Source organism: Streptomyces sp. NPDC002784 (assembly GCF_053592135.1).
This window is the reverse complement of sequence record NZ_JBSFVD010000004.1, coordinates 220,284-240,704: the sequence shown is the minus strand read 5'-3', so window position 1 is coordinate 240,704 and position 20,421 is coordinate 220,284. Positions and strand designations below refer to the sequence as shown.

At 72.5% G+C, this 20,421-nt stretch carries 18 protein-coding genes and 1 pseudogene; 10 read left to right on the top strand and 9 right to left on the bottom strand.

Annotated features, from left to right (window positions below; all coding sequences use genetic code 11):
* Nucleotides 1-63: 63 nt before the first annotated feature.
* A complete protein-coding gene (locus ACWD1Z_RS11055) occupies nucleotides 64-1,215 on the top strand; it encodes a thiolase C-terminal domain-containing protein (protein ID WP_451117525.1) in 1,152 nt (383 codons plus the stop codon).
* Here ACWD1Z_RS11055 and ACWD1Z_RS11050 read toward each other — a convergent pair.
* Nucleotides 1,212-2,408 (bottom strand): esterase-like activity of phytase family protein, encoded by a 1,197-nt coding sequence (locus ACWD1Z_RS11050; RefSeq protein ID WP_451117524.1) that lies wholly within the window; start codon nucleotides 2,406-2,408, stop codon nucleotides 1,212-1,214. The genes ACWD1Z_RS11055 and ACWD1Z_RS11050 overlap by 4 nt on opposite strands.
* A 137-nt stretch (nucleotides 2,409-2,545) precedes the next feature.
* Here ACWD1Z_RS11050 and ACWD1Z_RS11045 point away from each other — a divergent pair, with 137 nt between their 5' ends.
* Nucleotides 2,546-2,971 (top strand): pyridoxamine 5'-phosphate oxidase family protein, encoded by a 426-nt coding sequence (locus tag ACWD1Z_RS11045; RefSeq protein ID WP_451117522.1) that lies wholly within the window; start codon nucleotides 2,546-2,548, stop codon nucleotides 2,969-2,971.
* Nucleotides 2,972-2,980: 9 nt separating this feature from the next.
* Nucleotides 2,981-3,640: a pyridoxine/pyridoxamine 5'-phosphate oxidase gene (locus ACWD1Z_RS11040; RefSeq protein WP_451117520.1), complete on the top strand. Its 660-nt coding sequence runs from the start codon at nucleotides 2,981-2,983 to the stop codon at nucleotides 3,638-3,640.
* A 110-nt stretch (nucleotides 3,641-3,750) separates the two neighbouring features.
* On the opposite strand, the gene ACWD1Z_RS11035 is transcribed toward ACWD1Z_RS11040, so the two are convergent.
* The 4 genes and pseudogenes from ACWD1Z_RS11035 to ACWD1Z_RS11020 form a co-directional block, all read right to left on the bottom strand.
* Nucleotides 3,751-4,626, bottom strand: coding sequence for a GNAT family N-acetyltransferase (locus ACWD1Z_RS11035; protein ID WP_451117518.1), 876 nt, complete (start codon nucleotides 4,624-4,626; stop codon nucleotides 3,751-3,753).
* Between the two features lie 87 nt (nucleotides 4,627-4,713).
* Nucleotides 4,714-5,316 (bottom strand): GNAT family N-acetyltransferase, encoded by a 603-nt coding sequence (locus ACWD1Z_RS11030; RefSeq protein WP_451117516.1) that lies wholly within the window; start codon nucleotides 5,314-5,316, stop codon nucleotides 4,714-4,716.
* A gap of 265 nt (nucleotides 5,317-5,581) precedes the next feature.
* Nucleotides 5,582-5,986, bottom strand: a pseudogene (locus ACWD1Z_RS11025) (Zn-ribbon domain-containing OB-fold protein); the annotation flags it as partial.
* Nucleotides 5,986-6,432, bottom strand: a complete 447-nt coding sequence (locus tag ACWD1Z_RS11020) for a DoxX family protein (protein ID WP_451117514.1) — start codon at nucleotides 6,430-6,432, stop codon at nucleotides 5,986-5,988. The gene ACWD1Z_RS11020 and the pseudogene ACWD1Z_RS11025, both read right to left, overlap by 1 nt.
* Before the next feature lie 176 nt (nucleotides 6,433-6,608).
* On the opposite strand from ACWD1Z_RS11020, the gene ACWD1Z_RS11015 reads away from it, so the two are divergent.
* The 5 genes from ACWD1Z_RS11015 to ACWD1Z_RS10995 all read left to right on the top strand — a co-directional run bounded on the left by ACWD1Z_RS11015 (nucleotide 6,609) and on the right by ACWD1Z_RS10995 (nucleotide 13,520).
* Nucleotides 6,609-8,225 (top strand): subtype B tannase, encoded by a 1,617-nt coding sequence (locus tag ACWD1Z_RS11015; RefSeq protein ID WP_451117849.1) that lies wholly within the window; start codon nucleotides 6,609-6,611, stop codon nucleotides 8,223-8,225.
* A 115-nt stretch (nucleotides 8,226-8,340) separates the two neighbouring features.
* A complete protein-coding gene (locus ACWD1Z_RS11010) occupies nucleotides 8,341-9,534 on the top strand; it encodes a flavin-containing monooxygenase (protein ID WP_451117512.1) in 1,194 nt (397 codons plus the stop codon).
* A gap of 190 nt (nucleotides 9,535-9,724) precedes the next feature.
* On the top strand, nucleotides 9,725-11,950 hold the full coding sequence (locus tag ACWD1Z_RS11005) for an acetate--CoA ligase family protein (protein WP_451117510.1): 2,226 nt from the start codon (nucleotides 9,725-9,727) through the stop codon (nucleotides 11,948-11,950).
* Between the two features lie 34 nt (nucleotides 11,951-11,984).
* On the top strand, nucleotides 11,985-12,848 hold the full coding sequence (locus ACWD1Z_RS11000; protein ID WP_451117508.1) for an enoyl-CoA hydratase/isomerase family protein: 864 nt from the start codon (nucleotides 11,985-11,987) through the stop codon (nucleotides 12,846-12,848).
* A 93-nt stretch (nucleotides 12,849-12,941) separates the two neighbouring features.
* Nucleotides 12,942-13,520 carry a flavin reductase family protein gene (locus ACWD1Z_RS10995; RefSeq protein ID WP_451117507.1) on the top strand — a complete coding sequence of 193 codons (579 nt, stop codon included), beginning with the start codon at nucleotides 12,942-12,944 and terminating at the stop codon, nucleotides 13,518-13,520.
* A 110-nt stretch (nucleotides 13,521-13,630) separates the two neighbouring features.
* On the opposite strand, the gene ACWD1Z_RS10990 is transcribed toward ACWD1Z_RS10995, so the two are convergent.
* Nucleotides 13,631-14,938: an MFS transporter gene (locus ACWD1Z_RS10990; protein WP_451117506.1), complete on the bottom strand. Its 1,308-nt coding sequence runs from the start codon at nucleotides 14,936-14,938 to the stop codon at nucleotides 13,631-13,633.
* Nucleotides 14,939-15,010: 72 nt separating this feature from the next.
* Between ACWD1Z_RS10990 and ACWD1Z_RS10985 the strand changes: the two genes are divergently transcribed.
* Entirely contained in the window at nucleotides 15,011-16,081 is a 1,071-nt protein-coding gene (locus ACWD1Z_RS10985; protein ID WP_451117504.1) for a GlxA family transcriptional regulator, read from the top strand.
* On the opposite strand, the gene ACWD1Z_RS10980 is transcribed toward ACWD1Z_RS10985, so the two are convergent.
* From ACWD1Z_RS10980 to ACWD1Z_RS10970, 3 genes are read right to left on the bottom strand one after another with little or no spacing between them, the layout of a single operon-like run.
* Nucleotides 15,997-17,052, bottom strand: coding sequence for a Zn-dependent alcohol dehydrogenase (locus tag ACWD1Z_RS10980; RefSeq protein ID WP_451117502.1), 1,056 nt, complete (start codon nucleotides 17,050-17,052; stop codon nucleotides 15,997-15,999). The two genes, ACWD1Z_RS10985 and ACWD1Z_RS10980, sit on opposite strands and share 85 nt — an antisense overlap.
* Nucleotides 17,052-18,203 (bottom strand): acyl-CoA dehydrogenase family protein, encoded by a 1,152-nt coding sequence (locus ACWD1Z_RS10975; protein WP_451117500.1) that lies wholly within the window; start codon nucleotides 18,201-18,203, stop codon nucleotides 17,052-17,054. Before ACWD1Z_RS10975 ends, ACWD1Z_RS10980 begins: the two co-directional genes overlap by 1 nt.
* 50 nt (nucleotides 18,204-18,253) lie before the next feature.
* The gene (locus ACWD1Z_RS10970; RefSeq protein ID WP_451117498.1) at nucleotides 18,254-19,129 is read right to left on the bottom strand and encodes an SDR family NAD(P)-dependent oxidoreductase; all 876 of its coding nucleotides are present in this window, start codon (nucleotides 19,127-19,129) and stop codon (nucleotides 18,254-18,256) included.
* An 85-nt stretch (nucleotides 19,130-19,214) separates the two neighbouring features.
* Here ACWD1Z_RS10970 and ACWD1Z_RS10965 point away from each other — a divergent pair, with 85 nt between their 5' ends.
* A complete protein-coding gene (locus tag ACWD1Z_RS10965; RefSeq protein WP_451117497.1) occupies nucleotides 19,215-20,141 on the top strand; it encodes a cyclase family protein in 927 nt (308 codons plus the stop codon).
* The last annotated feature ends 280 nt before the right edge of the window (nucleotides 20,142-20,421 follow it).

The window sequence follows — 20,421 nt, the reverse complement described above, 5'->3', positions numbered from 1 at the left end:
CAGATCTGACGGTCCGTCATATTAGGAGGGTCGGATCGAGATGCCCAGAGGGAGAGCCCTGTCATGACCGCCGGGAACCGGAAAGTCGCCGTGGTCGGGGTCGCCCTCTCCGACTGCGGCCGGCTGGACGACGCGACGCCCTACACCCTGCTCGCCCAGGCGGCCCGCCGGGCGCTCGCGGACGCCGGCCTCGACCGCGCCCTGGTCGACGGCCTCGCGTCCGCCGGCACCGGCGTCCTCGCGCCGGTCGAGGTGGCCGAGTACCTGGGCCTGCGCCCCACCTGGGTCGACTCCACCTCGGTGGGCGGCTCGACCTGGGAGGTCATGGCGGCGCACGCGGCGGACGCGATAGCCGCGGGGCACGCGAACGCGGTCCTGCTGGTCTACGGCTCCACCGCCCGCGCGGACATCCGGGCGGGCCGCAGGACCGGCGACCTGTCCTTCGGCGCCCGGGGCCCGCTCCAGTTCGAGGCGCCGTACGGCCACACCCTCGTCGCCAAGTACGCGATGGCCGCGCGCCGCCACATGATCGAATTCGGTACGACGATCGAGCAGCTGGCCGAGGTGGCGGTGCAGGCCCGGCAGCACGCGGCGCTGAACCCGCAGGCGATGTTCCGGGACCCGATCACGGTCGACGACGTCCTGTCGGGACCGATGATCGCGGACCCCTTCACCAAGCTGCACTGCTGCCTGCGGTCCGACGGCGGGGCGGCGGTGCTGCTGGCGGCGCAGGAGTACGTACCGGACTGCCGCACGGAGCCGGTGTGGGTGCTGGGGAGCGGCGAGTGCGTCTCCCACGCGGCGATGTCCGAGTGGGAGGACTTCACGGTGTCACCGGCGGCGGTGAGCGGGCGGCTGGCGTTCCGGCGGGCGGGGGTGCGGCCCGCCGAGATCGATGTGGCGCAGATCTACGACGCGTTCACCTACATGACGCTGGTGACGCTGGAGGATCTGGGGTTCTGCGCGAAGGGGGAGGGCGGGGCGTTCGTACGGGCGCGGGAGCTGCCGGTGAACACGGACGGCGGCGGGCTGTCCGCCCAGCATCCCGGGATGCGAGGGCTGTTCCTGCTGGTGGAGGCGGTGCGGCAACTCCGCGGGGAGTGCGAGGCGCGGCAAGTGCACGCCGCCGACGGCGGGTTGCCGCGCCTCGCTGTGGCGTCCGGGACGGGCGGGTGGTTCTGCTCGTCGGGGACGGTGGTGCTGGGGCGGGACTAGAACAGGGCGCGCGGGTCGGCGTGCAGGCGCTCGGCCAGGCGGATGGTGATGAACTCGTTGTCGTCCGCCTGGCCGGCCGTACGGCCGGAGGAGAAGGGGAAGTTGTTGTCGTTCAGGACGGCGAGGGTGCGGTCGTCGAGCAGGACGACGTCCTCGATCGTCTGGAACGGGAAGGTGAAGGTCGTACCGAAGCCGCCGAGCCTCTTCGGGTTCGCGAGGTTCATCAGGTCCGCGACGAGGGTCTTGTCCATGGCGCCGTCGCCGTTCCGGTCGCGGGTGTCGGCGAGGTAGATCCGCTTGAACCGGGCCGTCTCGCCCTGACCGCCGTCCCGCTCGATGACGAGGAAGCGGTGCTTGTCGACGGCGATGGCGTCGCCGATGGCGTGGGCGGAGGACTCCAGCCGGTACGTCCAGCGCTTGCCGGTGTACTTCCCGGCCTTCAGGTCGAACTGGTTGAAGCGCAGGTCACCGGGGGTGTCACCGGCGACCGTGCCCTCCAGCAGGGGATACAGGTACCGGCCGTCGACGGACCGGGCCATGCCCTCGAAGCCCTTGCTGCCGCCGAGGCTGGGCGTACCGCCGTTCAGGTACGGGTTCTCCGGTGCCTGGACGCCCGCCAGGGAGACCGGCGCCTCCAGCAGCTTGCCGGTGCGCGAGAAGTGCAGCAGGAAGGGGCCGAACTCGTCCCCGATCCAGTACGTGCCGTCGTACGCCTTCACGATCGACTCGACATCGAAGTCGGCGCCGGTGAGGATGCGGTCGGCGCGGGTCAGCGCGAACGGCACCTTGTGGTCGGGGTCGCTCAGGTGGAACCCGCCGAGCACCTCGACCGCGCCGGTGCGGGTGTCCGGCGCGACGCGGTGGACCCGCAGCAGGAAGTCGGCGCTGTTGGCCTTTCCGCCGTAGCCGTTGTCCGACAGCACGTCGTAGGTGCCGTCGTGCCGGTTCACCACGCCGGAGAAGCCCTGGACGGGCTGGTCGGCGAAGGGCGCGGAGATGCCGTTGAACGGGCCCGCGCCGATCGCGGCACCGGACGGCTCGCTGCCCGGCACGAACGTCTGCGCCGGCAGCGAGGCCCAGCCGGTCAGCGTGGCCCGCCCGGCGTCGGTGCGCCGCTCACCGGCGAGCGCGGAGGGCACGGCGAGGGCGGCCGTCAGGGCGACGGCGCTGAGCATGATCGTGGTTCTTCTCATGGCGGGCACGGTAGGGACGCTCGGTGACGTACGGGGCAACGGCAGGCGACGCCGGCCGGTGGGGAACAGGTACCCGTCGGGCTTCGTTGTGCACCACAGCACAGGACGACTCGTCGATCCGCCGGAGGAGACCGAAGATGGCCCTGACCCGCGAAGAGCGCGAGCAATTCCTCGCCGAGCCCCATGTCGCCGCCCTCGCGGTGCACGCGGGAGAGGGGCGCGCCCCGCTGACCGTGCCGATCTGGTACCAGGTCCAGGACGACGGGCACGTCTGGATCATGACCGGGCTGGACTCGCGGAAGAACCAGCTGATCAGCGCGGCGGGCCGGTACTCGCTGATGGTGGACCGGCTGGAGCCGACGATCCGGTACGTGTCGGTGGAGGGCCCGGTCGTGGAGACGGTGCCCGCGACGATCGACGACCTGCGCGAGATCTCGGCGCGCTATCTGCCGCCGGACAAGGTCGACGGGTATGTCGACTTCGCCTGGAAGAACCACGGCGAGCAGGTGATCGTCCGGATGCGGCCCGAGCGTTGGGTCTCCTCGGACCTGGGGAACATCTGACAATCGGGCATGGATCTTCATGAGCTGCTGAGGTCACTGCGGGTGTGGGACCCGGAGGTGACCGAGTTGCCGCCCTTCGACCCGGAGTCGGCGCCGGACGGGCCGCTGCCGCTGTTCGCGAGCTGGTTCGCGGACGCGGTGGCGGCGGGCCAGACCGAGCCGCACACCATGTCGCTGGCGACGTCGGACGAGGAGGGCAGGCCGGACGTACGGACCGTGATGCTGCACGGGGCGGACGCGGACGGCTGGTCCTTCGCGACGCACGCCGGCAGCAGGAAGGGACGGCAGCTCGCGGCCCGGCCGTTCGCCGCGCTGGGCTTCTACTGGCCGGTGCTGGGGCGGCAGGTGCGCGTACGGGGACCGGTGACGGCGGCCGCCTCGACCGACAGCCAGGCCGACCTGCACGCCCGCTCGACGGGGGCCCTGGCGGCGGCCCTCACCGGCCGGCAGAGCGAAGCGCTGGGCTCCCTGGACGAGTTGGCCCGCGTCTCGGCCGAGTCCTGGGCGCGGGCCCAGCGGGAACCGGACGCCCCCGTCCCCACCTGGACCCTCTACCGCCTGCACCCGGAGGAGGTGGAGTTCTTCCAGGGCGAGCGGCAACGCCGGCACGTACGGCTGAACTACCGCCGTACGGACTCCGGTTGGTCCCGTGAGCTGCTCTGGCCCTAGGCCGAGAGGGCTAGGCCGAGGGGGCTAGGCCGAGGGGGCTAGGCCGAGAGGGCTAGGCCGAGAGGGCTAGGCCGAGAGGGCTAGGCCGAGAGGGCTAGGCCGAGGGGGTCTCAAGCGCCCGCGCCGCCCGAGAAGTCGTGCACCTCGAAGTCGGCCACCGCCCGGTAGCCGAGCCGCTGGTAGAGGACGTTGGTGGTGGTGTTGGTGAGGTCGGTGAACAGGAGGACCTCTTCCGCTCCGGCGCGCACGGCGGCGCGGCTGACCTCGACCGTCACCGCACCGGCGTATCCGCGTCCGCGCAGGTGGGGCGGGGTGTAGACGGGGGCGATCCGGACCTGTCCCGCGACCATCGGGGTCACCCCGCACATGGAGACGGGGGTGCCGTCGGCGTCCTCCCAGAGGGTGACGCCGCCGTAGGCGATGCGGTGGTCGGCCCACGCCTCGACCTCCCCGGCCGCGTGCTCACCGACGCTCTCGGTGAACTCGCCGTACCACTGGATGAGCAGGTCCCGGTCCTTCTCCCCCGCCACCCGCGCCGCGCCCGGCGGAACCGGCTGCGGCATCATCAGCATGCCCAGCCGGTACAGCCGCTGGCGCTGGCGCAGGGCCGAGGTCGCGCCGGTGTGCCGCTGCCAGGAGCGGACGAAGCCGGCGGTCGTCTCGCGGGTGCCGATGATGCCCGGCACCGAGTGGCCTACGGCGACCAGATGGGCGGCGAGGGCGTCGGTCTCGTCGGCGGTGAGCGGGGTGACGTTGAGCCGGTAGGGCGGGGTGCGGAAGTAGGCTCCGCGCACCTGACCGTCCCGTTCCATCACCCCGAACACGGGCGGCTCGTCACCGCCGTACGCGCGCAGGCCGCGCGTGCGCAGTGACTCCGTCACCGTCAGGGCGACGGTGTGCAGATCGGGGCGCGACCGCAGGAAGCCACCCGCGTGGCCCAGAAAGCGGTCGAGGTCTTCGGTGACGTACCAGTCGTCCGAGCGCATGTCTCATGATCCCGCCTCCGTCCGGGACTTGGCCATGCTTTGTCAGGGTGAACACACGGCCGTCACATCGGCGCTAGAGTCCCGCCCTCACGATGCGTCCGGCTCCGGATCCTCCGCGAGCCGCGCGTGCAGGTGCGAGTCCCGGTAGGCGTCGTGCCGGCCGGCCTCCCACATGGCGCCGCGCAGGGTTCCCTCGTACCGGAACCCGCAGCGCTCGGCGATGTGGCAGGAGGAATCGTGGCCCACCGCGTGATCGAGTTCGATCCGGTGCAGGCCCAGATCGGTGAGCGCCCAGCGGGCCGCCAGGGCGAGGGCGCGGGTCGCGATTCCCCGGCCGCGCTCCTCGGGCAGGACCCAGTAGCCGACGCGCGCGGTGTTCATCACGCGGTTGATGACGTTGACGCCGATGTGCCCGAGCGGCCGTCCGCTCACCGGGTCCGCGATGCAGTACGGCGCCGCCCCGCCCTCCGCCGCGGTCCGCGCCGACGCCCGGAGCTGCTCGCGCGCGGTGTCCGCGTCCGTGGTGAACCGCAGGGGGGTGTTCCAGCGCCGGAACTCCGGGTCGGTTCGGCCCCGCAGCCATGCCTCGACATCGGCCCGCGACGCCGGGTTCCAGGGGCGCAGCCACAGGTCCGGGGTACGCAGATCGGGGAGGCGCGGTCCCTTGTAGCGCTGCTCGTCGAGGGCCATGAGCCCATTGAAACGGGTCACTCATTCGCGCGCATGGGGTGGGGGGCGGGGTGGGGGCAGGGGGGTGTGGGTGGGGGTGGGTGGGACAGGGGTGAGGGCTGGTGTGGGCGGGCGCGGGCGGGACACGGGACAGGGCGGTGCGGGTGGGCGCGGGCGGGACAGGGGGCAGGGCGGTGCGGGCGGGTGCGGGCGGGACACGGGACAGGGCGGTGCGGGCCAGCGCGCACGTAACACAGGTCAGGACGGTGCGGGCGGGCGCGGGCGGGCGCGGGCGGAACACCGGTACCCCGTCGCGGAATGCCGCCTCCAGCTCCATCCCGGCCCGCAGCGGCGCCTGCCCCGCCGCCCCCGTCCACTCCACGATCTCCGTCATCATCCGGGGCCCCTCGGCCAGGTCGACGACGGCGGCGACGTAGGGGGTGCGCTCCCCGAAGGGCGGGAGGTCGTTGCGGTGGACGACCGACCAGGTGTAGAGCGCGGCCCGGCCGCTCGCGGTCTCCCAGACCACGTCCTCGCTCCAGCAGTACGGGCAGAACTCGCGCGGGTAGTGGTGGGCCCTCCGGCAGGCCCGGCAGCGGCGCAGGAGCAGGCGTCCCTGCGCCGCCGCGTCCCAGTAGGGGCGGGTGAAGGCGTCGGGCTCGGGGAGGTCGTGGCGCGTCCGGGCCGCCATCAGAAGAGCCCCAGCGCGCTGTCCAGGGACCAGGTCTGCCAGGACATGCCGAACAGGGCCACCAGGGAGATCAGCGCCATCATCGAGTTCTGGCCCTGCTCGGCCCAGTCGTGGATCATCAGCGCGAAGTAGACGACGTTCAGCAGCAGCCCCGCGACCAGGGCGACGGGGGTCAGGAAACCGGCGATCAGGCCGAGGCCGAGGGCCAGTTCGGCGTAGGCGACGGCGTACGCCATCGTCCGCGGCCGGGGCGCCACGACCACGTCGAAGCCGGACCGTACGGCGGTCCAGCGGTGCTTGGCGGCCACGTCCGCCGCCCAGGCGATACCGCCGCCCTCGAACCAGGTCTTCTTGTCCTTGTGCCGCCAGCTCTCCAGCCACCACAGGCCGAGGCCTATGCGGAGCACGGCCAGCCATTCCGCGCCGCTGAGCCAGATCGTGTCCATGGATCTGACGGTACGTCAGGCAGCTCTTGGGCGGGAGACCCCCTGTGGGTCTCCTATGAGAAGCGCTGAATTGTTGGCAATTTTGTCGCCACTCCGCCTACCTTCGCATACGCAAGCCCAATGACCCGAGGGAGCCGAACGTGAAGCACAGGGCAGTCAAGCGCAGGACCGTCGTGATGGGCATCGGCGCGGCGGCCGGGGCGGCAGCAGCGGGCGGGATCGCCTTGAGCGCCCAAGCCTCATCGGGCTCGGACTCGGGCTCCGGCTCCGGCTCCTCGACCTCCTCCGCGTCCTCCTCCGGCGCGCTCGCCTTCGACCCGGCCGGTTACACCACGCTGACCACCACGGTCACGGACGCCGAGGGCACCGAGCACGAGGTGACGTACCGCTTCTGGAAGGCGATCACCTACGTCGCCAAGCCGGTGGACGAGACCTACCAGTCGCTGAACGTCAGCGTCCCGGTCAAGATCGACGGCAAGGCGGTCGACGCCTCCGGCGCCCCCATCCTGCTCGCGAACTCCATCGGCGGATACATGCCGTCCTCCGTCGCGAACGCGACCGGAATCGGCGGCGGAGGCATGCCCGGTGGCGGCGGGGGCACCCCCAGCGGCACATCCAGCGGCTCCCCCTCGGCGGCCGGCAGCGCCCTGCCCAACGCCAACGGGAACACCAACGCCACCGGCGGCGCCCTCGCCTCCAACCAACTGCTCGCCCTCGCCGCCGGGTACGTCGTCGTCGAGCCCGGCGCCCGGGGCCGCACCCTGAAGAACTCCGCGGGCGAGTACTACGGCACCGCCCCCGCCGCGATCGTCGACCTCAAGGCGGCGGTCCGCTACCTGAAGGCCAACAAGGGCCGCGTCCCGGGCGACGTCGACCGGATCGTCTCGGCCGGCACCAGCGCGGGCGGCGCCCTGTCCTCGCTGCTCGGCGCCTCCGGCGACAGCCCGCTCTACGCGGAGTACCTCGCGGAGATCGGCGCCGCCGACGCCTCCGACGCCATCTTCGCCGTCGGCGCCTGGTGCCCGATCACCGACCTGGAGCACGCCGACGGCGCCTACGAGTGGAACTGGGGCGGCAACACCCTCAGCACCGGCAAGCAGGTCGACCAGACGGTGTCCAAGGCGCTCCGGGCACAGTTCGCCGAGTACCAGGCGGGCCTGAAGCTGCGGGGGCTGAACCGCTTCGGCACCCTGAACGCCCGCAACTACGACGAGTACCTGGTCAAGCAGTACCTGGAACCGTCGGCCACGAAGTACCTCGCCGCCCTGTCCGACTCCGCGCGCGAGACCTACCTCGCCGCGCACACCTTCATCACCTGGAAGAACGGCAAGGCGTCCTTCACCTGGGCGGACTTCCTGACGCATGTGGGCGCCCGCAAGAAGACCGTGCCGGCCTTCGACGCCTTCGACCTGTCCACGGGCGAGAACAACCTGTTCGGCGCGGGCACCACCCAGGCCCGCCACTTCACGGCGTACGGCGCGAAGAACGACTCCACGGGCCTCGGCTCCCGGCGGGTCGCGAGCGACATCCCCGCCAAGCTGGACCTGATGAACCCGATGTACCACCTGGTGGAGAAGGTCAACTCCCGGCGCTCCAAGCACTGGTGGATACGGCTCGGCACCAAGGACTCGGACACCTCGCTGACCGTCTCCGCGAACCTGGCCGCCGCCGCGAACGGCCTCGGCGACGAGGTGAACCACTTCTACTACTGGGACGAGGGCCACGGCGCCAACACCGACGCCGGCGACTTCATCACCTGGATCGCCAAGGTGACGGGCCACAAGAGCAAGTAGCCGGCCGCCGTACGTCACCGGTCCCACCCACTTCTCCTACAGGCGTGATCAATCCGCAACCAATTCCGGTCTTGACCGAGACCCATCAACGGGGTGCGTGATTACGCTCGCGCTCATGGCCGACTCCACAGCGCATTCACCAACCGACGCGGACCGCCCCGTGTACGTCATCGGCGGCGGTCCCGGCGGGCTCGCCGTCGCGTACTCCCTGCGCGCCCGGGGCATCCGCGCCGTCGTCCTGGAGAAGTCCGACCGCGTCGGCGCCTCCTGGCGCGGGCACTACGACCGGCTGCGCCTGCACACCACCCGCCGCCTCTCCGGCCTGCCCGGACTGCCGATACCCCGGCGGTTCGGGCGCTGGGTGGCCCGGGACGACGTGGTGCGGTACCTGGAGAAGTACGCCGAGCACCACGAGCTGGAGATCGTCACCGGCGTCGAGGTCTCCCGCGTCGAGCGCGCGCCCGACGGCGATGGCTGGCTCCTGCACGCCACCGGCGGCCGGGAGCTGACCGGCGCCGCGGTGGTCGTCGCCACCGGCTACAACCACACCCCGCGGCTCCCGGACTGGCCCGGCCGCGACACCTGGACCGGCGAGTTCCTGCACGCCTCCGCCTACCGCAACCCCCGGCCCTACGCCGGCCGTGACGTCCTGGTCGTCGGGGTCGGCAACACCGGCGCCGAGATCGCCGTCGACCTGGTCGAGGGCGGCGCCTCCCGGGTACGGCTGTCGGTGCGCACCGCCCCGCACATCGTGCGCCGCTCCACGGCCGGCTGGGCCGCCCAGTACTCCGGCGTCCTGTGCCGGCGCCTGCCGATCGGCCTGGTGGACCGGCTCTCCCGCCCGCTGGCGAAGCTGAGCGTGCCGGACCTGTCGGCGCAGGGGCTGCCCCGCCCGGACACCGGCCTGTACAGCCGGGTGCTCGAAGGTGCCGTCCCGGTGCAGGACGTGGGCCTCATCGACGCCGTCCGCAAGGGCCGGGTGGAGGTGGTGGCCGCCGTCGACCGCTTCGACGACGGCAAGGTGACCCTCGCCGACGGCACCGTCCTCGAACCGGACGCCGTCATCGCCGCGACCGGCTACCTCCGCGCCCTGGAGGATCTGGTCGGCCATCTCGACGTCCTCGACGACCGCGGCAGACCGGTCGTGCACGGCGCCCGCACCCCGTCCCACGCCCCCGGCCTGTACTTCACCGGCTTCACCAACCCCATCAGCGGGATGCTGCGGGAACTGGCCATGGACGCCGAGAAGATCGCGAAGGCCGTGGCGAAGAGGGCCGGAGATCGCCTGTCCCGGCTGCCCGTCACCTGAGACGCTCGTTCCACGGGCGGTCCACGGGCGGTCCACGGGCGGTCCGAGGGCGGCCCACGGGCGGTCCACGGGCGGTCCTCAGGCAGCTTCTCCGCTCAACTTTGCCTGCACAGCCATTCCTGACGCAGTGTCAGTTCAGTAATCTGACACTGCGTCAGTTAATCGCTGTCACACAGGAGCGGGCGGACCGATGCTTGGATCAACCCACGGCAGCCTCACCACCGACTCCCGACGGACCCGGGTCATCGCCTGCGGCGAGCAGCCCGGGCCCGCCGTACACGGCCGGCCGCCCGAGGTCGACGATCTCGACGTCAGCGGCCGTCCCCTGTACGCGGACGTCCCCGATCTGGACCGCTTCTTCCGCCCCGAGTCGGTCGCCGTGATCGGCGCCTCGGACGCCGAGGGCCGGCCCAACACCGGTGTCACCCGGCAACTGCTCGCCTGGTCCGAGCGGGTCGGCGCCCGGCTCCACCCGGTGCACCCGAACCGCCCGTCCGTCTTCGGCATCCCCTGCTCTCCTTCCGCCGCCGACCTGCCCGAGCAGGTCGATCTCGCCGTACTGCTGGTCGCCGACCCCCTTCCGGTGATCGAGGAACTGGCCGAGGCCAAGGTGAAGTTCGCGGTCGTCTTCGCCTCCGGGTTCGCCGAGACCGGTGCGGAGGGCGCCGCCGCACAGGCCCGGCTGGCCGCCGCCGTCGCGCGGTCCGGAATGCGGCTGCTCGGCCCCAACACCAACCTCAACGCCTTCGAGGAGTTCCGCACCGACCTCGAAGGACCCGCCATCGCGCTGATCACGCAGTCCGGGCACCAGGGCCGGCCCGTCTTCGCCCTGCAGCAGCTCGGCGTGCGCCTCTCCCACTGGGCGCCCACCGGCAACGAGGCCGACCTGGAGACCTCCGACTTCCTCTCCTACTTCGCCGAGCGCCCCGAGGTGGGCGCCATCGCCTGCTACGTGGAGGGCCTGAAGGACGGCCGCTCCTTCCTCCTCGCCGCCGACCGGGCGGCCCGGCGGGGGGTGCCGGTCGTCGCGGTCAAGGTGGGCCGCACCGAGACCGGCGCCCGCACGGCCGCCTCGCACACCGGCAAGCTGACCGGCGCGGACGCGGTGGTGGACGCGGCGATGCGGCAGTACGGGGTGATCCGCGTCGACGGTCTGGACGAACTCCAGGACACCGCCACCCTGCTGGCCCGGGCGCGGCCTCCGCGCGCCGACGGCGTCGTCGTCTATTCGATCTCGGGCGGCACGGGCGCGCACTTCGCGGACCTGGCGACCGAGGCGGGGCTGCGGCTGCCGGTGCTGTCCGAGGCCAGGCAGGCCGAGCTGCACCAGTGGATACCCGAGTACCTGAGCGTGGCCAACCCGGTCGACAACGGCGGGCATCCGGTCGGCGACGCGCGCGGCCGGAAGATCATCGACGCCCTGCTCGACGACCCGGAGGTGGGGGTCCTGATCTGCCCGGTCACCGGGCCCTTCCCGCCGCTGAGCGACCGGCTCGTGAAGGACCTGGTCGACGCGGCCGAGCACACCGACAAGCTGGTGTGCGTGGTGTGGGGATCGCCGGTCGGCACCGAGCCCGCCTACCGCGAGGTCCTGCTCGGCTCCTCGCGGGTGGCCACCTTCCGCACGGTCGCCAACTGCATCACGGCCGTCCGCGCCTACCTCGACCACCACCGCTTCACCGCGGCCTACCGCTCCCCCTTCGACCGCGCCCCGCGCACCCCCTCCCCCTCCTTCCGCAAGGCCCAGGCGCTGATGCGCCCAGGACAGCAGCTGAGCGAGCACGCGGCGAAGCAGCTGCTGCGGGCGTACGGCATTCGCGTACCGCGCGAGCAGCTGGTGACCAGCGCGGCGGCGGCCGTACGGGCGGCCGGCCTCGTCGGCTACCCGGTGGTGATGAAGGCGTCCGGCGCGCGGATCGCCCACAAGACCGAGCTGGGCCTGGTCAAGGTCGGTCTCACCTCGGCCAGCCAGGTCCGCGACGCCTACCGGGGGTTGACGGACATCGCCCGCTACGAGGACGTCTCCCTGGACGGCATCCTGGTCTGCCAGATGGTCGAGCGGGGCGTGGAGATGGTCGTCGGTCTGACGCATGACGAACTCTTCGGGCCCACCGTGACCGTCGGGCTCGGCGGGGTGCTGGTCGAGGTGCTGCGCGACACCGCCGTACGCGTGCCGCCCTTCGGGGAGGAGCAGGCGCGGGACATGCTCCATGAACTGCGCGGCCGGGCCCTGCTCGACGGGGTCCGGGGGCGGCCCCCCGCGGACACGGACGGGCTCGTCGAAGTCGTCCTGCGGGTGCAGCGCATGGCGCTGGAACTGGGGGACGAGCTGGCGGAGCTGGACATCAACCCGCTGATGGTGCTGGAGCGGGGGCAGGGCGCGGTGGCGCTGGACGCGCTGGCGGTGTGTCGCTGAGATGAGCCGGCCGAACGAGACCGTTGCGATGGACATGCCCGATTCCCCCCGTGTGCCCGGAAATTCCGTTGATTCATTGGTACCGCACGCCACTGACAACCGGGTCCGCCGCATCACGCTCAACCGCCCCGAAGCCCTCAACGCCATCACCCCTGACCAGCGGGAACGCCTTATCGAACTGCTCGCCGAGGCGTCGGCGGACCCGGCGGTCGGAGCGGTCGTGCTCACCGGAACCGGCCGCGGATTCTGCGCGGGCGCGGACCTGCGCGGCGCGACCCCGACCCAGACCCCGACCGCGACCGCGACCGCGACCGCGACCGCGACCGGCGACCGGATCCCCGGCGACGTGGCCCGCACGCTCCGCCTCGGCGCCCAGCGCCTCATCGCCGCCGTCCTGGACTGCGAGAAGCCGGTCATCGCGGCGGTGAACGGCACGGCGGCGGGGCTCGGCGCGCATCTGGCGTTCGCCTGCGACCTCGTGCTCGCCGCGGAATCGGCCCGTTTCATCGAGGTGTTCGTCCGCCGGGGCCTCGTCCCCGACGGCGGCGGCGCCTACCTCCTGCCCCGGCTGGTCGGACCCCAGCGGGCGAAGGAGCTGATGTTCTTCGGCGACGCGCTGACCGCGGCGGACGCGGAACGGCTCGGGCTGGTCAACCGGGTCGTCCCGGACGCGGAATTGGAGAAGACCGCCCGCACCTGGGCGGAACGCCTCGCGACCGGCCCCACCCGCACCCTCGCCCTGACGAAACAACTCGTCAACGCCTCCCTCGACACCGACCGCACAGCCGCGTTCGCGGCGGAGGCGGCAGCGCAAGAGATCAACATGACGACCCGGGACGCCCAAGAGGGAGTGGCAAGCTTCGCCGAGCGGAGAAGCCCCGTGTTCCGGGGGCGCTGACCCCGTGCATCGGGGGCGGATCCGCAGACTCCCCACACCTTCCAATCTGACGCACCGTCAGGTTCAATGGCCGGTGTGATGGGACATGCAGGGATGGCCGCAGCCGCCGTCCGTTACCTCAGGTCGGCCGACGCCCCGCGCGTGGAGCCGCTGCCGCGGCCGGAGTTGCGGTGTGTCGGCGAGGACGAGCGGGCGCCGGTCGGGCAGGCCGAGTTCCGGCGGGTGCTCGGGAACTTCGCGACCGGGGTGACCGTTGTCACCTCACCAGCCGCCGACGGCGAAGCCTCACCCGCCGGTTTCGCCTGCCAGTCCTTCTGCGCCCTCTCCCTCGACCCGCCCCTGGTCGCCTTCATGGTCGGCCGTACGTCGACGACCTGGCCGCGCATCGCCCGCGCCGGCGTCTTCTGCGTCAACGTCCTGGGCGCGCACCAGGGCGAGCTGTGCCGTGGCTTCGCGGTCAGCGGCGGCGACAAGTTCGCCGGGGTCGCCCACGACGCGGCGCCGGTGTCCGGCTCGCCGCGCCTGGCGGGAGCGCTCGCCTGGGTCGACTGCACGATCCACGCCGTTCACCCGGGCGGCGACCACCTCATCGTGGTGGGCAGGGTGGACGCGCTGGGGGCGACCGGGGACGAGGTGGCGCCGCTGCTGTTCCACAGGGGCCGCTTCCTCTGACAAGGGGCCCGGCATGCGGCTCAGGGCCGCAGACCCTACGCGCCCCCCGCACCCCACCTCAGGCCCCTAGGCGCCCCACCTCAGGCCCCTAGGCACCCCACCTCAGGCCCCTACGCGACCGCCGCCACCTCGCCCCCCGGCCGACGCCGGATCACCAACGCCATCAGCGCGGCCGCCGCACACAGCGCCCCGGACGCGTACCAGACCACGTCGTACGACCCGAAGACGTCCCGCGCGACCCCGCCGAGGAAGGCCACCAGTGCCGCCCCCACCTGGTGGGAAGCGAGCACCCACCCGAAGACGATCGCGCTGTCCTCCCCGTAGTGCTCCCGGCACAGCGCCACGGTCGGCGGCACCGTGGCCACCCAGTCGAGGCCGTAGAACACGATGAAGAAGACCATCGGCGGGCGGACCGAAGGCGCCAGCAGCATCGGCAGGAACAGCAGCGAGATGCCCCGCAGCGCGTAGTACACGGCCAGCAGCCGCCGCGCCTCGTACCGATCGGTGAACCAGCCGGAGGCGATCGTGCCGATGACGTCGAACACCCCGATCACCGCGAGCAGCGAGGCCGCGGCCTGGACCGGCATGTGATGGTCGTGGGCGGCGGGCACGAAGTGGGTCTGGATCAGGCCGTTGGTGGAGGCGCCGCAGATCGCGAAGGTGCCGGCGAGCAGCCAGAAGGGGCCGGTGCGGGCCGCGTCGAGGAGGACCCGCACGGCACGGCGGGCGGCGCCCGTGGCGGGCGGCGGCTTCGGCACGAACTCCTTCGCGCCGTACGGCTTCAGGCCGACGTCCGCCGGGTGGTCGCGCAGCAGCAGCCAGACGAAGGGGACGACCGCGAGGGCCGCCAGCGCCACCGTCACGGCCGCCGGGCGCCAGTCGTGTTCGTCGACCATCCAGGCCAGCACCGGCAGGAAGATCAGCTGGCCGGAGGCCGACGCGGCGGTGAGGATGCCGGTGACCAGGCCCCGCCGCTCGGTGAACCAGCGGTTGGTGACGGTCGCCGCGAACGCCAGCGCCATGGAACCGCTGCCGAGGCCCACCAGCAGGCCCCAGCACAGCAGGAGCTGCCAGGCCGCCGTCATCCAGTACGTCAGCCCGGAACCGATGGCGATCACGCTCAGCGCGACCGCCACGACCTTGCGTATGCCGAAGCGGTCCATCAGCGCCGCCGCGAAGGGCGCGGTCAGCCCGTAGAGCGCGAGGTTGACGGAGACCGCCGCGCTGATCGTGCCGCGCGACCAGCCGAACTCCTCGTGCAGCGGGTCGATGAGCAGCCCGGGCAGGGAACGGAAGGCGGCGGCGCCGATGATCGTCACGAAGGTGACGGCGGCGACGAACCAGGCGCGGTGGATACGGCGCCCGCGGCGGGTCGGCCCGTCCTCCGCGGTGGTCGCGGCCTCGGTTGTCTGGGTCACGCCCTAGATGATCGCGTCCGGGATCCGCTCCCATCGAGTGGCCCGAGGGCCAGTGTTCGTTAGGATCGGGCCATGAGCAGTGGCCCGCAGGCACCCGAGTTCCGGCCCCACCGTGTCGTCGTGCTCGCCCTCGACGGCCTGCTCCCCTTCGAGCTGGGCATCCCGCACCGCATCTTCGGCCGCCCCAAGGACGCCCGGGGACGGCATCTGTACGAGGTCCTGACCTGCTCGGTCCGGCCACCGGGCCCGGTCGTCACGGACGCCGACTTCGCCGTCATGGTCGAGCACGGCCCCGAGCTGCTGGCCACCGCCGACACGGTGATCGTCCCGGCCTCCTACGAGCTGGGCCCGGTCTTCGAGGAGGGCGTGCTCACCGAGGAGCTGGCCGCGGCGCTCGCCCACATCCGCCCCGGCACCCGGCTCGCCTCGATCTGCACCGGCGTCTTCGTCCTCGCCGCCGCCGGGTATCTCGACGGGCGCCGGGCGACCACGCACTGGGCGGAGACCGACCAGCTGCAGCGCCTCTTCCCGGCCGTCGACGTCGACCCGGACGTCCTCTTCATCGACGACGGCGACGTCCTGACCTCGGCGGGCGTCGCCGCCGGGATCGACCTGTGCCTGCACATGGTCCGCCGCGACCACGGCACGGCCGTCGCCAACGACATCGCCCGCCGTACGGTGGTCCCCCCGCACCGCGACGGCGGGCAGGCGCAGTACATCCACCGCCCGGTCCCCGACCCCCAGCAGGCGACGACGACCAGGGCCCGCGCCTGGGCCCTGGGCCGGCTGCACGAGCCGATCCAGCTGCGGGACATGGCGGCGCAGGAGGCCATGTCGGTGCGGACCTTCACCCGCCGCTTCCGCGAGGAGGTCGGGGTCAGCCCCGGCCAGTGGCTCACCCAGCAGCGCGTGGAGCGGGCCCGGCAGCTGCTGGAGTCCACCGGTCTGTCCATGGACCAGGTGGCCCGGGACGCGGGTTTCGGTACGGCGCAGTCGATGCGGCAGCATGTGCAGGCGGCGCTCGGGGTGACGCCGACGGCGTACCGGCGGACGTTCCGTCAGGCCGAGAACGTCAGCACTGCCCGCGCCACCCGCCCCGCCTCCGCGTCGGCCGCCGCCTTCGCGAAGTCCTCGACCGGGTAGGTCCGCGTCACCAGTTCGTCGAGGAGCAGCCGGCCCGCCCGGTACAGCTCGGCGTAGAGCGCGATGTCGCGCTGCGGGCGTGCGGAGCCGTAGCGGCAGCCCAGGATCGACTTGTCCAGGTAGAGGGCGGCGACGCGGAAGGACGCCTCGGCGGTGGCCGGGGGCACGCCGAGGAGGACGGCCTGGCCGTGCCGGTCGAGCAGATCGACGGCCGCGCGGATCAGCTCGACGCGTCCGACGCACTCGAAGGCGTGGTCGGCGCCCGTGGGCAGGAGGTCCCGCACCCCTTCGACGGACGTCAGGAAGTCCGTCGCACCGAACCGGCGGGCCATCTCCTCCTTGGCCGGATTGGAGTCGACGGCGACGATCCGCAGGGCGCCCGCGATCCGCGCGCCCTGGATGACATTGAGCCCGATTCCCCCTGTGCCGATCACCACCACCCTGTCGCCGCGGTCCACCCGCGCCCGGTTGAGCACGGCCCCGACCCCCGTCAGCACCCCGCACCCGATCAACGCGGCGGACACCAGCGGCAGTTCCCGCGGGATCCGCACCGCCTGCACGGCCTTCACCACCGTCCGCTCGGCGAAGGCGGAGTTGGACGCGAACTGGTACACCGGGCGCCCGCCCCGCAGGAAGGGCTGCCCGGGCCGCCCGATGGCCTGCCGGCACATGGTCGGCCGCCCACGGTCGCACTCCGCGCAGGCACCGCAGTTGGCGAGGGTGGACAGCGCCACATGATCCCCGGGCACGACGTGCGAGACTCCCGCCCCGACGGCCTCGACCACCCCCGCGCCCTCGTGGCCGAGCACCACGGGAACGGGGAACGGAATGGTCCCGTCCACCACGGACAGATCGCTGTGGCAGAGCCCCGCCGCCGCGACGGCGACCAGCACCTCGCCCGGCCCCGGCTCCCGCACCTCCAGGTCGTCCACGACCTCGGTCCGCGTCCCGTCGAACACCACCGCGCGCATCAGACGCCCCCCTTGGGCTCCCTGGGCAGACCGAGCACCCGCTCGGCGATGATCGTGCGCTGCACCTGATCCGAGCCGCCGTAGATGGTGTCGGCCCGGGAGAAGAGGAACAGCTGCTGCAACTCGTCGAGCGTGTACGGCGCGGCAGGCGTCCAGTCTGCGGGCCCGGCCGCGGCACCCGCCCCCCGCACCGCCACGGCCAGTTCCCCGAGCCGCTGGTGCCACCCGGCCCACAACAGCTTGGCCACGCTGGAGGCGCCCGCGTCCCCGGAGCCGCCCAGGGTGCGCAGGGCGTTCCAGCGCATCGTGCGCAGCTCGGCCCACAGCCGGACGAGCCGGTCCCGCAGCACCGGGTCCGCCGCCGCGCCCGTCTCCACGGCGACCCCGACGACCCGCTCCAGCTCCCGTGCGAAGCCGATCTGCTGGGCCAGCGTGGACACCCCGCGCTCGAACCCGAGCAGGCTCATCGCCACCCGCCAGCCCTGGCCTTCGCCGCCGACGACGTGCTCCACGCGCGCGTGGGCGCCGTCGAAGAAGACCTCGTTGAAGTCGCTGGTGCCGGTCAGCTGCCGGATGGGCCGGACGTCGACGCGGCCGGGCTGGTCCATCGGCACAAGCAGGAAGCTCAGCCCTTGGTGACGCCGGGAGCCGGGCTCGGTGCGGGCCAGCACGAAGCACCAGTCCGCCTCGTGCGCGAGTGACGTCCAGATCTTCTGGCCGGTGACGCGGTACCCGCCGCGCGCGTCCCGCACGGCCGAGGTCCGCACGGCCGCCAGGTCCGATCCGGCGCCGGGCTCGCTGTACCCCTGGCACCACAGTTCGGCACCGGCGGCTATGGGGGGCAGGAAGCGGTCCTTCAGCTCCTCGGTGCCCCACGCGAGCAGGGTGGGCGCCAGCAGGTTCTCCCCGATGTGCCCCGACCGCGCGGGCGCCCCGCAGCGGGCGTACTCCTCGGCCCAGGCGACCTGCTGGGTGAGCGTGGCGGACCGGTTGCCGTACCCCGTCGCGGGCCAGGACAGGCCGATCCAGCCGGCCGCTCCGAGGGTGCGTTCCCAGGTACGGCGGTCCACAGCGGGGTCGGCATGGGCGCGGAGCCAGCCCTTGGCTTCCGCACGGAACGCCTCGTCCTCGGCACCGAATCCAAAATCCACGGGTCTCCTCCTGACGCCGGGCACGGGCACTCCCCCAGGGCGCCCCCGGACTACGGGGTGTTCGGCGGCCGGAGCAGCGGCATCGGGTCCACTCCCACCGTCCCGGGCAGGAAGTCCGCGAGCCGCTCCGGCGTCCACGGGCCCTCGGCGTACGCGGCCCGCAGTTCCCTGGGCTGCGCCCACACCGCCACCTTGGGCCCGGCGATCGTGTACACCTGCCCGGTGATGGCCTGCTCCCTGGCGCGGTCCGACAGCAGATAGACCACGAGGGCCGCCACGTCCTCGGGCTCCCCGATCTCCGTCAGCTCCATGGGCACCTTCGCCGACATCCGCGTACGGGCGACGGGGGCCACCGCGTTGGCGGTCACGCCGTACTTGTGCAGCCCCAGCGCGGCGCTGCGCACCAGCGAGATGATGCCGCCCTTGGCCGCGCTGTAGTTGGCCTGCGAGAAGGACCCCTGATGGTTTCCGCTGGTGAATCCGATCAGGGTGCCGGAGCGCTGTCCGCGCATCACCGCGCAGGCCGCGCGGAACACCGTGAACGTCCCCTTGAGATGAGTGGCGATCACCGGATCCCACTCCTCCTCGGTCATGTTGAACAGCATCCGCTCCCGCAGGATCCCGGCGCCGCACACCACCCCGTCGATCCGCCCGTACGACGACACGGCCACGTCCACGACCCGCTGCCCGCCCGCCATGGTGGAGATGTCGTCGGCCACCGCGACCGCCTCTCCCCCGGCCGCCTGGATCTCCTTGACGACGCCCTCGGCGACCTCGCTGGCGGGCGAGGCGCCGTCCACCGCCACCCCGTAGTCGTTGACGACGACCCGCGCCCCCTCGGCCGCCGCCGCCAGCGCCACCGCCCGCCCGATCCCCCGCCCCGCGCCGGTCACGGCGACGACCTTGCCTGCCAAGAAGTTCCCCATGCCCGGCCCCTTCCCGCGGTTTCTGACGGACCGTTAGATTTTATGACCCGCCGGACAGTCGGAGACAAGCCCCGGGGAGGGACCGATGTCACTGCCGGACGCGTTCCACGAGATCGCCAAGCGCGTGAACAACTGGGGCCGTTGGGGAGCAGACGACGAGATCGGCACCCTGAACCTGATCACCGACGAGGTCGTGCGCGAGGCCGCGGCCTGCGTCCGCAGCGGTCGGCGGGTCCCGCTCGCGCTGCCCTTGTGCCAGGACGGCGTACAGACCGGGATGATCCCCGGGCGGGTGAATCCGCTGCACGTCATGGTGCAGATCAACCAGGAGATCTTCGGTCCGGGCACGGTCGCGTGCAGCGACGACGCGGTGACCATGGGCCTGCAGGCGGGCACCCATTGGGACGCGCTGCCGCATGTCTCGCACGCGGGGCGGCTCTACAACGGCCGCCCGGCGGGCACCGTCACCGCGCACGGCGGCGCCGCCTTCGCGGGGATGGCCACCGCGCGGCACATCGTCTCGCGCGGGGTGCTGCTCGACGTGGCACGCGCGCGTGGCGTGCAACGGCTGGACGGCGCGCACGCCGTGACACCCGAGGACCTGGAGGCGGCCGAGGAACTCGCGGGCACGCGCGTGCGGGCGGGGGACATCGTGCTCGTCCGCACCGGCCAGATGCGGCTGTGCCTCGCCGGGGACAGGCACGGCTACGGCCATCCGTCGCCGGGGCTCTCGATCCGCACTCCGGAGTGGTTCCACGCGCGCGATGTGGCCGCCGTAGCCAACGACACCCTCACGTTCGAGATCTTCCCGCCGGAGATCGAGGACCTGTGGCTGCCCGTGCACGCGCTCGACCTGGTGGAGATGGGGATGCCGCAGGGGCAGAACTGGAATCTCGAAGAGTTGTCCACAGCCTGTGGACAAGAAGAGCGGTACGTCTTCCTGTTGTCGGCGACGCCCGAGCCGTTCGTCGGCGCGACGGGGGCCCCGGTGGCACCGGTCGCCGTCCTCTGAGCCTGAAGTGCGGCTGGCGGCGCGCGATCTGCCCGCCCCGAGCACGGCAGCGCGCACCGCCATCCGACTTCCGGCGCTCCCGCCCCGGCTGCCCCTCGGGCCCTGAGGGAGCCGACGCCGAATCACGACCCACACTCGTCGAGGGCTCCCGTCACCGGAACCCTCGTCGTCCCCTCGCGGCGAATCGCTGACCACAAGCGTGATCAAACGGACACGTCTCGTCAACACCCGCTCGGGGATTTATGGCGTACGCCCTATATGCCACGGGCGCACGTGGAAG